The sequence below is a fragment of the Kluyvera georgiana ATCC 51603 genome, from assembly GCF_001654985.1.
In the GTDB taxonomy this organism is placed as follows: Bacteria; Pseudomonadota; Gammaproteobacteria; order Enterobacterales; family Enterobacteriaceae; genus Kluyvera; species Kluyvera georgiana.
In genome coordinates this window covers 49,221-61,038 of sequence record NZ_LXEU01000042.1, presented here as the reverse complement: position 1 = coordinate 61,038, position 11,818 = coordinate 49,221, and the positions used below count along the sequence as shown (strand labels likewise).

Genomic DNA, 11,818 nt, shown 5'->3' with positions numbered 1-11,818 from the left:
GCCTGATAAGCGAAGCGCCATCAGGCACTAAGGCATCTCTGGCGGCTGGATGCCAAAGTGTGCCCACGCGCGCGAAGTTGCCATACGGCCGCGTGGCGTGCGCTGCAAGAACCCTTGCTGAATCAGATAGGGCTCCAGCACGTCCTCAATGGTTTCTCGCTCTTCGCCAATCGCCGCGGCCAGGTTATCTAACCCGACTGGCCCGCCAAAGAACTTATCAATCACCGCCAGCAGCAGCTTGCGGTCCATATAGTCAAAGCCTTCCGCGTCAACGTTCAGCATATCCAGCGCCTGCGCGGCAATCTCTGCGGAGATAGTGCCATCGTGCTTCACCTCCGCATAATCGCGTACGCGCCTCAGCAGACGGTTGGCAATACGCGGCGTACCGCGTGCGCGACGCGCCACTTCCAGCGCGCCTTCATCGCTCATCTCCAGCCCCATATAGCGGGCGCTGCGGCCCACGATGTGCTGGAGATCAGGAACCTGGTAAAACTCCAGACGCTGTACGATACCGAAGCGATCGCGTAGCGGCGAGGTCAGGGATCCCGCGCGGGTGGTGGCGCCAATCAGGGTAAACGGCGGCAGATCGATTTTAATCGACCGCGCGGCCGGACCTTCACCAATCATAATATCCAGCTGATAGTCTTCCATCGCCGGATACAGCACCTCCTCCACGACCGGAGACAGGCGGTGGATCTCATCGATAAACAGCACATCATGAGGTTCAAGGTTGGTGAGCATAGCCGCCAGGTCGCCCGCTTTCTCCAGCACGGGGCCTGAGGTGGTGCGTAGGTTAACGCCCATTTCATTGGCCACGATATTCGCCAGCGTGGTTTTCCCTAAACCCGGCGGGCCGAAGATGAGCAGATGGTCCAGCGCGTCGCCGCGCAGTTTCGCCGCCTGAATAAAGATTTCCATCTGCGAGCGTACCTGCGGCTGGCCGATGTACTCTTCCAGTAATTTGGGGCGGATGGCGCGATCGGCCACCTCCTCCGCCATCGAACTGCCTGACGAGATCAGGCGGTCTGCTTCAATCATCCTTTACCTCATAGCGCTGCGCGGAGCGCTTCGCGGATCAATGTTTCGCTGCTGGCGTCCGGACGGGCGATTTTACTCACCATCCGGCTGGCTTCCTGAGGTTTATAGCCCAGCGCCACCAGCGCGGCAACCGCTTCCTGCTCGGCATCGTCGCTCTCCGGCCCTGCCGGTGAGGTCAGAACCAGATCGGCGGCAGGCGTAAACAGGTCGCCATGCAGACCCTTGAAGCGGTCTTTCATCTCGACGATAAGGCGCTCGGCGGTTTTCTTGCCAATACCCGGCAGCTTGACCAGCGCCCCCAGTTCTTCGCGCTCGACCGCGTTCACGAACTGCTGCGCCGACATGCCGGAGAGAATAGCCAACGCCAGCTTCGGGCCGACGCCGTTGGTTTTAATCAGCTCTTTAAACAGCGTGCGTTCCTGTTTGTTGTTGAAACCGTACAGCAACTGCGCGTCTTCACGCACCACGAAGTGGGTAAAGACTATCGCTTCCTGCCCGGCTTCCGGCAGCTCGTAAAAACAGGTCATCGGCATATGCACTTCATAGCCGACGCCGCCGGTTTCCAGAAGGACCAACGGGGGTTGTTTTTCGAGAATGATGCCTCTGAGTCTGCCTATCACGTGACGCTCCTGCGTTAAGGGCTGAAAAGGTAATGCTCTATCATAAAAAAAGGCTGGATAGATATCCAGATGAAAAATGTTTTTAACGATTTTCCGGGCGCTTTTTATCGCCTCGAAGTACCGCTCCTGACGCGAACAAAATATCCCGTATAATAATTAACGACTTTCTTTCGCTCTTCCCGGATGACCTCCTGACCGTAGGTCATATGGCAAATTCGATAGCCACTATTGATCAATCGCAGCATTTCTTCCCGTTCCTGCGTGTCCAGCAACAGTTGACGATGGCGGTTAAGAACACGATAGATCTCCCGCACCGGCAGACTCGGATACCGTTTGTGGTAAAGAAACAACGTGAGCCTCATAAAGGCAATGATCGACCCATTGCTCATTAAATCAGGAACAAGACAGGCATTGAACAAGAGATGATGGCAGAGTTTCGCTATGTGTGGGTTGTTCTCGACAAATTGCATACACATCACGTTTGGAGGCAGCTTAACCTCCATGTAAGATTTATCCTCTTGCCAGCAGGTGATGCTATACGAATAGAGTCCCGCGCAGGTATTTCGTGGCAAAGAGCTCGCAGCTCATATCCAGTTCGGCATAATAGAGAATATGCCAGCAATAAAATAACAAGTATCTGTATCAACCGACAATATCGCATCGTAAGGTACAATCGATACTAAACGCCGATAAAAGCACATGTACATTATGTGCCGCTTATATGTATTGCATGAAATATAAATGGAAAACACACACTTAGACCAAAACGAGATGTGACACGTCTGGGCGCACCAACAATATCTGAAAGTTAGCTTTCTAAAAGGAATGAAAGCGCCTGTCCAATGCAGACCACATGTGTATCAGTATAGAAAGAACAGCACTAAACCCGCGCGTCATTGTCCCCAACTACAAATCAGTAATGCCCGATAACGTTCAAACAGGGATATTTATCTCATCTCTATACACGCTTCTGGCGAGATTAGCCGTTCTTATTTTTAATACCCGCAAAAAACATTCTTATTTTAAATAAGAGTAAACATAACATTCATCACTCCCATTCATTAATAACCATATACTTGCTATAAGATTAATATAATGCTAATTATCCAACAGCATAAAATAGAGGACGTTATTTCAGAATAATCACCACGGAACGAGAACATGAAAAAACATTATCTAATCGAATATGAAACTGGAGATATTGTATTTACCTGTATAGGTACCGCACTTTTCGGTCAGATATCAACCGCATCACGGTGCTGGAGCAATCATGTAGGCATGATTATTGGACACAACGGTGAAGACTATCTGGTGGCAGAAAGCCGCGTTCCGCTCTCAACCGTCACCACGCTGTCGCTATTTATCCAGCGTTCAGCCGGGCAGCGTTACGCCGTACGTCGCCTGCGCGGCGGCCTGACGGTCAAACAGAAGCTCGCCATCATGGAGCAGGTTCCTGCCCGGCTAAACAAGTTTTATCACACCGGATTTAAATACGAGTCATCGCGCCAGTTCTGTTCAAAGTTTGTGTTTGATATCTACAAAGAAGCGCTGTCTATTCCGATAGGCGACGTCGAGACGTTTGAAGAGTTACTGAACAGCAACCCCAATGCAAAGCTCACCTTCTGGAAACTGTGGTTTTTAGGTTCCATTCCCTGGGAGCGCAAAACGGTAACACCAGCCAGTCTGTGGCAGCATCCGAATCTGATTCTGGTGGATTCACAAGATAAAGAACCCCCCCAGTCAACGGCGACTGAGGTGATTTAGATTAGCGTAACCGCCCACGCGCTAAATTCAGCCTGGCGTCACTCACCTGCATGGCGTTCTGGCTGACGTGGCAGTGGGTAATGGCGATAGCCAGCGCATCCGCGGCATCGGCCTGCGGGTTGGCGGGCAGTTTGAGCAACGTGCGCACCATATGCTGAACCTGGCTTTTTTCCGCGCTACCAATACCCACCACGGTCTGTTTCACCTGACGGGCGGCGTACTCAAAGACAGGCAGTTCCTGGTTAGTGGCGGCGACAATCGCCACCCCGCGCGCCTGCCCCAACTTAAGCGCCGAGTCGGCATTTTTCGCCATAAAGACCTGTTCTATCGCGAAATAGTCCGGCTGGAACTGGGTGATAATCTCCGTCACGCCCGCGTAAATCAGCTTCAGGCGCGACGGGAGATCCTCGACTTTGGTGCGAATGCAGCCGCTACCGAGGTAGGTCAACTGACGGCCCACCTGGCGAATCACGCCATAACCGGTGATGCGCGACCCCGGGTCAATGCCGAGAATAATAGCCATCACGCATCTCCTGTTATATTAGGGTTCAGCCACCTCATTCTAAGGTAGCAGCAACCTCGTCAGAGATTTCACCGTTGTGGTAGACTTCCTGAACGTCGTCACAGTCTTCCAGCATGTCGATAAGACGCAGCAGCTTCGGCGCGGTTTCCGCATCCATGTCCGCTTTGGTAGACGGAATCATTGAGACTTCAGCGGCATCAGCTTTCAGACCTGCGGCTTCCAGCGCGTCGCGCACTTTGCCCATCTCTTCCCACGCGGTGTAAACGTCAATCGCGCCGTCATCGAAGGTCACAACGTCTTCAGCACCGGCTTCCAGCGCCGCTTCCATGATGACGTCTTCGTCGCCTTTCTCAAAAGAGATCACGCCTTTTTTGCTGAACAGGTAAGCAACCGAACCGTCAGTTCCCAGGTTACCACCGGTTTTGCTGAACGCGTGACGCACTTCCGCAACGGTACGGTTACGGTTATCGGACAGGCATTCAATCATCACCGCCGTGCCGCCAGGGCCGTAACCTTCATAGATGATGGTCTCCATGTTCGAGTCTTCATCACCGCCCACGCCGCGCGCAATCGCACGGTTCAGGGTGTCACGGGTCATGTTGTTGGACAGTGCTTTATCCACCGCCGCACGCAGACGCGGGTTGGCATCCGGATCGCCGCCGCCCAGTTTAGCCGCCGTCACCAGCTCACGAATGATCTTGGTGAAGATTTTGCCGCGCTTGGCATCCTGCGCGGCTTTACGATGTCTGGTGTTGGCCCATTTACTATGACCTGCCATAAAAATATCTCCAAAAAACTTTGCCCTATCAGGCAGCGTTAATGACAAATTCTTCAATCGCCTGCCGGTTACTCCACGACTTGGTCAGCGCCGCCGCAACGGGCGCATCGAGCCATTGGTAGGCCAGGTGTTCAGTGAACACAATCTCCCGCTCGTGGGGCAGCGCAAGGCAGAACCAGGATTCCGTATTGCGCTCTACGCCCGGGGCATAGCGATGTCGTAAATGTTGAAAAATTTCAAACTCCACCGTGCGCTGACAGTCCATCAAGGTCAGTTGCTCAGAAACAACGTCAATAGTGACCTCTTCCTTTACTTCACGCAGGGCGGCCTGCGACGCGGTTTCCCCCGCTTCCAGGCTGCCGGTAACCGACTGCCAGAAATCGGGATCATCGCGTCGCTGTAACATCAGCACCCGTTTGCTGTCCTGGGCATAAATCACCACCAGAATAGAGACGGGCCGCTTGAATGGCATGTTACTTGTTCTCCGCCGACTCTTTTGCCTCTTTCGCCACAACCTGGATACCCAGCTCGCCAAGAGAAGCCGGGTTAGCGAAGCTTGGCGCTTCGGTCATCAGGCAGGCAGCCGCCGTGGTTTTCGGGAAAGCGATAACGTCACGGATGTTGTCGGTGCCGGTCAGCAGCATGGTCAGGCGGTCTAGACCGAATGCCAGACCCGCGTGCGGCGGCGTACCGTACTTCAGCGCGTCCAGCAGGAAGCCAAACTTCTCGCGCTGCTCTTGCTCATTGATGCCGAGGATACCGAACACGGTCTGCTGCATGTCGCCGCGGTGAATACGTACGGAACCACCGCCCACTTCGTAGCCGTTGATCACCATATCGTAGGCGTTGGCTACCGCGTCTTCCGGTGCCGCTTTCAGTTCTTCGGCGGTCATGTCTTTCGGCGAGGTGAACGGGTGGTGCATCGCGGTCAAACCGCCTTCACCGTCGTCTTCAAACATCGGGAAGTCGATAACCCACAGCGGAGCCCACAGGGTTTCGTCGGTCAGGTTCAGGTCTTTACCCAGCTTCAGACGCAGCGCGCCCATCGCGTCGGCAACCACTTTCTTGTTATCCGCGCCGAAGAAGATCATGTCGCCGTCCTGCGCGCCGGTGCGCTCAAGGATAGCTTCAATGATGTCGGCGGTCAGGAATTTGGCGACCGGGCTGGTGATGCCTTCCAGACCCTTGGCGCGTTCGGTCACTTTGATGTAAGCCAGGCCTTTCGCGCCGTAGATCTTCACAAAGTTGCCGTATTCGTCGATAAGCTTACGGGTCAGCGCAGCGCCGCCCGGTACGCGCAGCGCGGCTACGCGGCCTTTCGGATCGTTTGCCGGGCCGGAGAAGACCGCGAATTCCACGTCTTTCAGCAGATCAGCAACGTCTACCAGCTCCATCGGGTTACGCAGATCCGGTTTGTCGGAACCGTAACGGCGTTCAGCTTCGGCGAAGGTCATGATCGGGAAGTCGCCCAGATCCACGCCTTTGATTTCCAGCCACAGTTGACGCACCATCGCTTCCATCACTTCACGTACCTGCGGTGCGGTCATGAAGGAAGTTTCCACGTCGATCTGGGTAAATTCTGGCTGACGGTCAGCGCGCAGATCTTCGTCACGGAAGCATTTTACGATCTGATAGTAGCGGTCGAAACCGGACATCATCAGCAGCTGTTTAAACAGCTGAGGCGACTGCGGCAGCGCATAGAATTTACCTTTGTGAACGCGGGACGGTACCAGGTAATCGCGTGCGCCTTCCGGGGTCGCTTTGGTCAGCATCGGGGTTTCGATATCGAGGAAACCGTGATCGTCCATAAAGCGGCGCACAAAGCTGGTGATTTTGGCGCGGGTTTTCAGGCGCTGAGCCATTTCAGGACGACGCAGGTCGAGGTAGCGGTACTTCAGACGCGCTTCTTCGGTGTTAACGTGGTTGGAGTCCAGCGGCAGCGATTCTGAACGGTTGATGATAACCAGGTCGGAAGCCAGAACTTCAATCGCACCGGTCGCCATATCCGCGTTGATGTTTTTTTCATCACGGGCGCGAACGGTGCCGGTAACCTGAATGCAGAACTCATTACGCAGTTCAGAGGCTAACTTCAACGCATCCGCACGATCCGGATCGAAGAACACCTGTACGATGCCTTCACGGTCGCGCATATCGATAAAAATGAGGCTACCGAGATCACGACGGCGGTTGACCCAACCACACAGAGTCACCTGCTGCCCAACGTGGGACTGTCGAAGCTGTCCGCAATATTCTGTACGCATGAGATATCCCTTAACTTAGCCGTCGGCGGATTGTCGCCTGCCTGGCAGGCTTTACTGTCGCAGCTTTAGCTGAATGTCACTACTGGATGAAAAAAGGGGGCTATTATACTGGAAATTCTCGCTGACGATAAGCCCAGTGCGGTTTATACGCCTGTTTGCTGAACGCTTATTGCTTACGCTCACAAAAATTAACAATAATTATCCATTCGATCACCTGGCGACAATTGTAAGGTATGCCCCCGACAGCCCGCTTACAGAGGAATAACCATGCTGAATTTAGTCGCAAACAAAACCGCCCTTGTCGTCATTGACTTGCAGGAAGGCATTCTGCCGTTCGCCGGCGGCCCGCATACCGCAAGCGACGTTGTGTCACGCGCCGCGCGTTTAGCCGAAAAATGCCGCGCCGCCTCTGCGCCGGTGGTGATGGTACGCGTGGGCTGGTCCGCCGACTTTGCCGAAGCGTTAAAACAGCCGGTTGACGCGCAGGCCCCGGCAAAAGCGCTGCCGGACAACTGGTTGACCTATCCGGCTGAACTGGGTAAACAGGACGGAGATATCGAAGTGACCAAACGCCAGTGGGGCGCCTTCTACGGAACCGATCTTGAAATGCAGCTGCGCCGCCGAGGCATTGACACCATTATTCTGTGTGGGATTTCAACCAATATCGGCGTCGAGTCAACCGCGCGTAACGCCTGGGAGCTGGGCTTTAATCTGATCATCGCCGAAGATGCATGCAGCGCCGCTTCCGCTGAGCAACATCAGGGCAGCATGACGCATATCTTCCCGCGCATCGCCCGCGTGCGCAGCACCGAGGAGATCCTCGCCGCCTTATGATTTATCTTGGGCTTCCCCAATGGTCGCACCCGAAATGGGTGCGATTGGGTATTACCAGCCTCGAACAGTACGCTCGCCACTTTAACTGCGTGGAGGGTAACACCACGCTGTACGCGCTGCCAAAAGCCGAGATTGTCGCCCGCTGGCAGGCTCAAACGGATGATAACTTCCGTTTTTGCTTTAAATTCCCGGCGGCCATTTCACATCAGGCTGCGCTACGCCAGTGCGGCGATCTCACGCAGGAATTTTTCCAGCGGCTATCGCCTCTCGCCGGGCGAATTGGTCAGTACTGGCTACAGCTTCCCGCGACCTTTGGGCCGCGCGACCTCCCTGCGCTATGGGCATTCCTCGACGGCCTGCCAAAGGAATTCCATTACGGCGTGGAAGTTCGCCATCCAGGCTTTTTCAGTAAAGGTGATGAAGAGCGACAGCTCAATCGTGGCCTGCACGAACGTGGGGTGAATCGCGTGATTCTCGACAGCCGCCCGGTGCATGCCGCCATTCCGCACAATGAAGCCGTCATCGAGGCGCAACGTAAGAAACCGAAGGTACCGGTGCACGCCGTCGTCACCGCCGGTCAGCCGATGGTGCGCTTTATCGGCAGCGATAATATGGCGCAGAATCTGGCGATGTTTACGCCGTGGCTGGAAAAATTGCCGCTATGGCAGCAAACCACCACCCCCTATTTATTCCTGCATACGCCGGATATCGCCCAGGCGCCCGAGCTGGTGGACGCCCTGTGGAATACGTTGCGCACCGCCCTTCCCGACCTGGATGACGCGCCGGCAATTCCACAACAATCTTCTCTTTTCTGACGTTCCTACCTATGATAATGAGTGCCATCTGCCAACAGAAAGGGAGTTTGTATGGTTAGCGCGTTGTATGCCGTGCTGGCGGCATTGTTGCTGATAAAGTTTTCCTTTGATGTCGTTCGCCTGCGCATGCTGTACCGCGTTGCCTACGGTGACGGCGGCTTTAGCGAGCTACAGAGCGCCATCCGCATTCACGGCAACGCGGTGGAATACATTCCGATTGGCGTGGTTCTGCTGCTGTTTATGGAAATGAACGGCGCGGAGACCTGGATGGTGCACATTTGCGGCCTGCTGCTGCTGGCCGGGCGGCTGATGCACTATTATGGATTCCACCATCGCCTCTTTCGCTGGCGGCGCTCCGGCATGAGCGCAACCTACATTTCGCTGTTGCTAATGGTGCTGGCGAACCTGTGGTATATGCCGTGGGAGTTGGTTTTCTCCCTTCATTAGCGCACAATACGCCGTTTTTATTTTTCCGGATTTCACCTTATGTCTGACCGCGACACGCTATTTTCTGCCCCGATCGCCCATCTTGGCGACTGGACTTTCGACGAACGGGTAGCCGAAGTCTTCCCGGATATGATCCAGCGCTCCGTACCGGGCTACTCGAATATTATCTCGATGATAGGCATGCTGGCCGAACGCTTCGTGCAGCCCGGCACGCAGGTCTACGACCTGGGTTGTTCACTCGGTGCGGCCACCCTCTCCATACGCCGTAACATCGCCTATAACGACTGCCGAATCATCGCCGTCGATAATTCCCCCGCGATGATCGAACGCTGTCGCCGCCATATCGACGCCTACAAAGCGCCGACCCCGGTCGACGTGATTGAAGGTGACATTCGCGACATTGAGATTCACAACGCCTCCCTGGTGGTGCTGAACTTTACCGTACAGTTCCTCGAACCCGCAGAACGTCAGGCGTTATTGAACAAAATTTATCAGGGTCTCAACCCAGGCGGCGCGCTGGTGCTGTCCGAGAAGTTCAGCTTCGAAGACGCGACCGTCGGCGAGCTGCTGTTCAATATGCACCACGACTTTAAGCGTGCTAACGGCTACAGCGAGCTGGAAATCAGCCAGAAGCGCAGCATGCTGGAAAACGTGATGCTGACCGACTCCGTTGAAGTGCATAAAGCGCGTTTGCAGGAGGCCGGTTTCGAACACAGCGAGCTGTGGTTCCAGTGCTTTAACTTTGGCTCTCTGGTGGCACTGAAAGCAGGAACCCCGGCATGATCGAGTTCGGCAATTTTTACCAGTTAATCGCCAAAAGCCCGCTCTCCCACTGGCTGGAAACGCTGCCTGCGCAGATTGGCGCCTGGCAGCGCGATCAGCACGGCCTGTTTAAGCAATGGGCCAATGCCGTCGAGTTTCTACCTGAAATTCAGCCGTGGAAACTCGACCTGCTGCACAGCGTCACCGCGGAAAGCGAAACGCCGCTGAGTGAAGGCCAGCTTAAACGCATCGATACGTTGATGCGTAACCTGATGCCGTGGCGTAAAGGACCGTTTTCACTGTATGGCGTTAACATCGACACCGAATGGCGCTCCGACTGGAAATGGGAGCGCGTGTTACCGCATCTGTCTGACCTGAGCGGGCGTACGATTCTCGACGTCGGTTGCGGCAGCGGCTATCACCTGTGGCGCATGATTGGCGCAGGCGCGCATCTGGCGGTCGGTATTGACCCGACCCAGCTGTTCCTGTGCCAGTTTGAAGCGGTGCGTAAATTGCTGGGTAACGATCAGCGCGCGCACCTGCTGCCGCTCGGCATTGAACAGCTTCCAGCCTTAAAAGCCTTTGACACCGTCTTCTCAATGGGCGTGTTGTACCACCGCCGATCGCCGCTGGAGCATATCTGGCAGTTGAAAGATCAGTTGGTCAGCGAGGGTGAGCTGGTACTGGAAACGCTGGTGGTGGAAGGCGACGAGAATACGGTGCTGGTGCCGGGCGACCGCTACGCGCAAATGCGCAACGTCTATTTTATTCCGTCCGCGCTGGCGCTGAAAAACTGGCTCGAGAAGTGCGGGTTTATTGACGTGCGTATCGCGGATATGAGCGTGACCACCACCGAAGAACAGCGCCGCACCGAGTGGATGGTGACCGAGTCGCTGGCCGACTTCCTTGACCCGAACGACCCGAGCAAAACGGTGGAAGGCTATCCTGCCCCGCTGCGCGCGGTGCTGATTGCCCGCAAACCGTAATCTGTCCGGTACGCCCGATAAGCACAGCGCCATCGGGTAACCCCGGCGCACATGCCGGATGGCGGCGTAACGCCTTATCCGGCCTACCGACGGTGCAGTGGGGAAATAACGGAGAAAAAAAGGCCCCTGTTTAATGGGCAGGGGCCTGGTACAAGCAAGCATCATATTGGGCGATATGACGCACGGTAAAAAACGTTAGCTACTCATGCTGCGTGATGATCGCTTTCATTGCGGCCACTGCCGCACCGTCGACGGCATAACGCGAATACTCATCAGCGTCAGGATCCGTTGACATTGACAATCCGGGGTTGCGATAACGCATGTCGGAGGGCAGCCAAAGCCCTGCTGAACTGTGCACTTCTTTGACGCCGGCTTCCAGGAAGAGTGAAAGGTTGCTCGCTCTTACACCTGCACCCGCCATAATGGTTGGAGTATCGTTACGGGCGATTAGTTCCCGAATTAATGAAATACCTTTTTCCGCCGACGGCTGTTGCCCCGAAGTCAGTATGCGGGCGACACCTAATTCCGCCAGTGCATCAGCAGCTTGCAGCGGATTTGCACACATATCAAACGCCCGGTGGAACGTCACCGCCAGTGGCCCTGCAGCCACCATAATTTGTCGCATCCGCGGTACATCGACCTGCCCTTCCGGGTTGAGTATGCCAATCACAACGCCGGGATAACCCAACGAACGAACCTGGCGAACATCTTCCAGCATGGCGGCAAACTCGCCGTCTGTATAACAAAAATCACCGCCGCGCGGGCGAATAATGGGATGGACGGGAATCGTCACCCGCTGGCGAGTGGCTCTCAACACGCCGTACGACGGCGTCAGCCCCCCTTCCAGCGGCGCGGCGCACAGTTCAATGCGATCGGCCCCGTTCTGCTGCGCGATAACCGCGCATTCCGTGCTATAACAGCAGATCTCCAGCAATGCCATGTCTCTCTCCCTTTTTCTCCAGCGTCCGATCATGCCACCGTTCCGCGCGA

General features: G+C 55.3%; 14 protein-coding genes. 6 read left to right on the top strand and 8 right to left on the bottom strand.

Going from position 1 to position 11,818, the window contains the following annotated elements:
* Positions 1-27: 27 nt before the first annotated feature.
* From ruvB to M989_RS09560, 3 genes are all read right to left on the bottom strand, one after another.
* Positions 28-1,038, bottom strand: coding sequence for a Holliday junction branch migration DNA helicase RuvB (gene ruvB, locus M989_RS09570; protein ID WP_064544700.1), 1,011 nt, complete (start codon positions 1,036-1,038; stop codon positions 28-30).
* Positions 1,039-1,046: 8 nt separating this feature from the next.
* Positions 1,047-1,658, bottom strand: a complete 612-nt coding sequence (gene ruvA / locus M989_RS09565) for a Holliday junction branch migration protein RuvA (RefSeq protein ID WP_064544698.1) — start codon at positions 1,656-1,658, stop codon at positions 1,047-1,049.
* A gap of 104 nt (positions 1,659-1,762) precedes the next feature.
* Complete coding sequence (locus M989_RS09560) at positions 1,763-2,161, bottom strand: hypothetical protein (RefSeq protein WP_064544696.1); 399 nt, start codon at positions 2,159-2,161, stop codon at positions 1,763-1,765.
* A gap of 658 nt (positions 2,162-2,819) precedes the next feature.
* Between M989_RS09560 and M989_RS09555 the strand changes: the two genes are divergently transcribed.
* Positions 2,820-3,422, top strand: a complete 603-nt coding sequence (locus M989_RS09555) for a YebB family permuted papain-like enzyme (RefSeq protein WP_064544694.1) — start codon at positions 2,820-2,822, stop codon at positions 3,420-3,422.
* A gap of 1 nt (position 3,423) precedes the next feature.
* Here the strand turns inward: M989_RS09555 and ruvC are convergent, their stop codons facing one another.
* Genes ruvC through aspS form a run of 4 tightly spaced genes read right to left on the bottom strand, consistent with a single transcriptional unit; the run spans position 3,424 to position 6,984 of the window.
* Positions 3,424-3,945 carry a crossover junction endodeoxyribonuclease RuvC gene (ruvC, locus tag M989_RS09550; protein WP_064544692.1) on the bottom strand — a complete coding sequence of 174 codons (522 nt, stop codon included), beginning with the start codon at positions 3,943-3,945 and terminating at the stop codon, positions 3,424-3,426.
* A gap of 34 nt (positions 3,946-3,979) precedes the next feature.
* The gene (locus tag M989_RS09545) at positions 3,980-4,723 is read right to left on the bottom strand and encodes a YebC/PmpR family DNA-binding transcriptional regulator (protein WP_064544690.1); all 744 of its coding nucleotides are present in this window, start codon (positions 4,721-4,723) and stop codon (positions 3,980-3,982) included.
* Between the two features lie 28 nt (positions 4,724-4,751).
* Entirely contained in the window at positions 4,752-5,195 is a 444-nt protein-coding gene (gene nudB, locus M989_RS09540) for a dihydroneopterin triphosphate diphosphatase (protein ID WP_064544688.1), read from the bottom strand.
* A gap of 1 nt (position 5,196) precedes the next feature.
* The gene (gene aspS / locus M989_RS09535; RefSeq protein WP_064544686.1) at positions 5,197-6,984 is read right to left on the bottom strand and encodes an aspartate--tRNA ligase; all 1,788 of its coding nucleotides are present in this window, start codon (positions 6,982-6,984) and stop codon (positions 5,197-5,199) included.
* A gap of 267 nt (positions 6,985-7,251) precedes the next feature.
* Between aspS and M989_RS09530 the strand changes: the two genes are divergently transcribed.
* Genes M989_RS09530 through cmoB form a run of 5 tightly spaced genes read left to right on the top strand, consistent with a single transcriptional unit; the run spans position 7,252 to position 10,828 of the window.
* Complete coding sequence (locus tag M989_RS09530) at positions 7,252-7,818, top strand: hydrolase (RefSeq protein ID WP_064544684.1); 567 nt, start codon at positions 7,252-7,254, stop codon at positions 7,816-7,818.
* The gene (locus M989_RS09525; RefSeq protein WP_064544682.1) at positions 7,815-8,633 is read left to right on the top strand and encodes a DUF72 domain-containing protein; all 819 of its coding nucleotides are present in this window, start codon (positions 7,815-7,817) and stop codon (positions 8,631-8,633) included. The genes M989_RS09530 and M989_RS09525 overlap by 4 nt, the downstream gene beginning before the upstream one ends.
* Positions 8,634-8,684: 51 nt before the next feature.
* Positions 8,685-9,080: an MAPEG family protein gene (locus M989_RS09520; RefSeq protein ID WP_064544680.1), complete on the top strand. Its 396-nt coding sequence runs from the start codon at positions 8,685-8,687 to the stop codon at positions 9,078-9,080.
* 39 nt (positions 9,081-9,119) lie between these two features.
* Positions 9,120-9,863, top strand: a complete 744-nt coding sequence (cmoA, locus tag M989_RS09515) for a carboxy-S-adenosyl-L-methionine synthase CmoA (protein ID WP_064544678.1) — start codon at positions 9,120-9,122, stop codon at positions 9,861-9,863.
* Complete coding sequence (cmoB, locus tag M989_RS09510; RefSeq protein ID WP_064544676.1) at positions 9,860-10,828, top strand: tRNA 5-methoxyuridine(34)/uridine 5-oxyacetic acid(34) synthase CmoB; 969 nt, start codon at positions 9,860-9,862, stop codon at positions 10,826-10,828. Before cmoA ends, cmoB begins: the two co-directional genes overlap by 4 nt.
* Positions 10,829-11,027: 199 nt before the next feature.
* Here cmoB and cutC read toward each other — a convergent pair whose 3' ends face one another.
* Positions 11,028-11,768, bottom strand: coding sequence for a copper homeostasis protein CutC (gene cutC, locus M989_RS09505; protein WP_064544674.1), 741 nt, complete (start codon positions 11,766-11,768; stop codon positions 11,028-11,030).
* Positions 11,769-11,818: the final 50 nt, after the last annotated feature.

What these genes read in the sequence shown, in the direction of transcription:
- M989_RS09525 (WP_064544682.1), top strand. Translation starts at nt 7,815, where the DNA reads ATGATTTATCTTGGGCTTCCCCAATGGTCGCACCCGAAATGGGTGCGA.
- cmoB (WP_064544676.1), top strand. Translation starts at nt 9,860, where the DNA reads ATGATCGAGTTCGGCAATTTTTACCAGTTAATCGCCAAAAGCCCGCTC.
- ruvC (WP_064544692.1), bottom strand. Translation starts at nt 3,945, where the DNA reads ATGGCTATTATTCTCGGCATTGACCCGGGGTCGCGCATCACCGGTTAT.
- M989_RS09520 (WP_064544680.1), top strand. Translation starts at nt 8,685, where the DNA reads ATGGTTAGCGCGTTGTATGCCGTGCTGGCGGCATTGTTGCTGATAAAG.
- cmoA (WP_064544678.1), top strand. Translation starts at nt 9,120, where the DNA reads ATGTCTGACCGCGACACGCTATTTTCTGCCCCGATCGCCCATCTTGGC.
- ruvB (WP_064544700.1), bottom strand. Translation starts at nt 1,038, where the DNA reads ATGATTGAAGCAGACCGCCTGATCTCGTCAGGCAGTTCGATGGCGGAG.
- nudB (WP_064544688.1), bottom strand. Translation starts at nt 5,195, where the DNA reads ATGCCATTCAAGCGGCCCGTCTCTATTCTGGTGGTGATTTATGCCCAG.
- aspS (WP_064544686.1), bottom strand. Translation starts at nt 6,984, where the DNA reads ATGCGTACAGAATATTGCGGACAGCTTCGACAGTCCCACGTTGGGCAG.
- M989_RS09545 (WP_064544690.1), bottom strand. Translation starts at nt 4,723, where the DNA reads ATGGCAGGTCATAGTAAATGGGCCAACACCAGACATCGTAAAGCCGCG.
- M989_RS09530 (WP_064544684.1), top strand. Translation starts at nt 7,252, where the DNA reads ATGCTGAATTTAGTCGCAAACAAAACCGCCCTTGTCGTCATTGACTTG.
- cutC (WP_064544674.1), bottom strand. Translation starts at nt 11,768, where the DNA reads ATGGCATTGCTGGAGATCTGCTGTTATAGCACGGAATGCGCGGTTATC.
- M989_RS09560 (WP_064544696.1), bottom strand. Translation starts at nt 2,161, where the DNA reads ATGGAGGTTAAGCTGCCTCCAAACGTGATGTGTATGCAATTTGTCGAG.
- M989_RS09555 (WP_064544694.1), top strand. Translation starts at nt 2,820, where the DNA reads ATGAAAAAACATTATCTAATCGAATATGAAACTGGAGATATTGTATTT.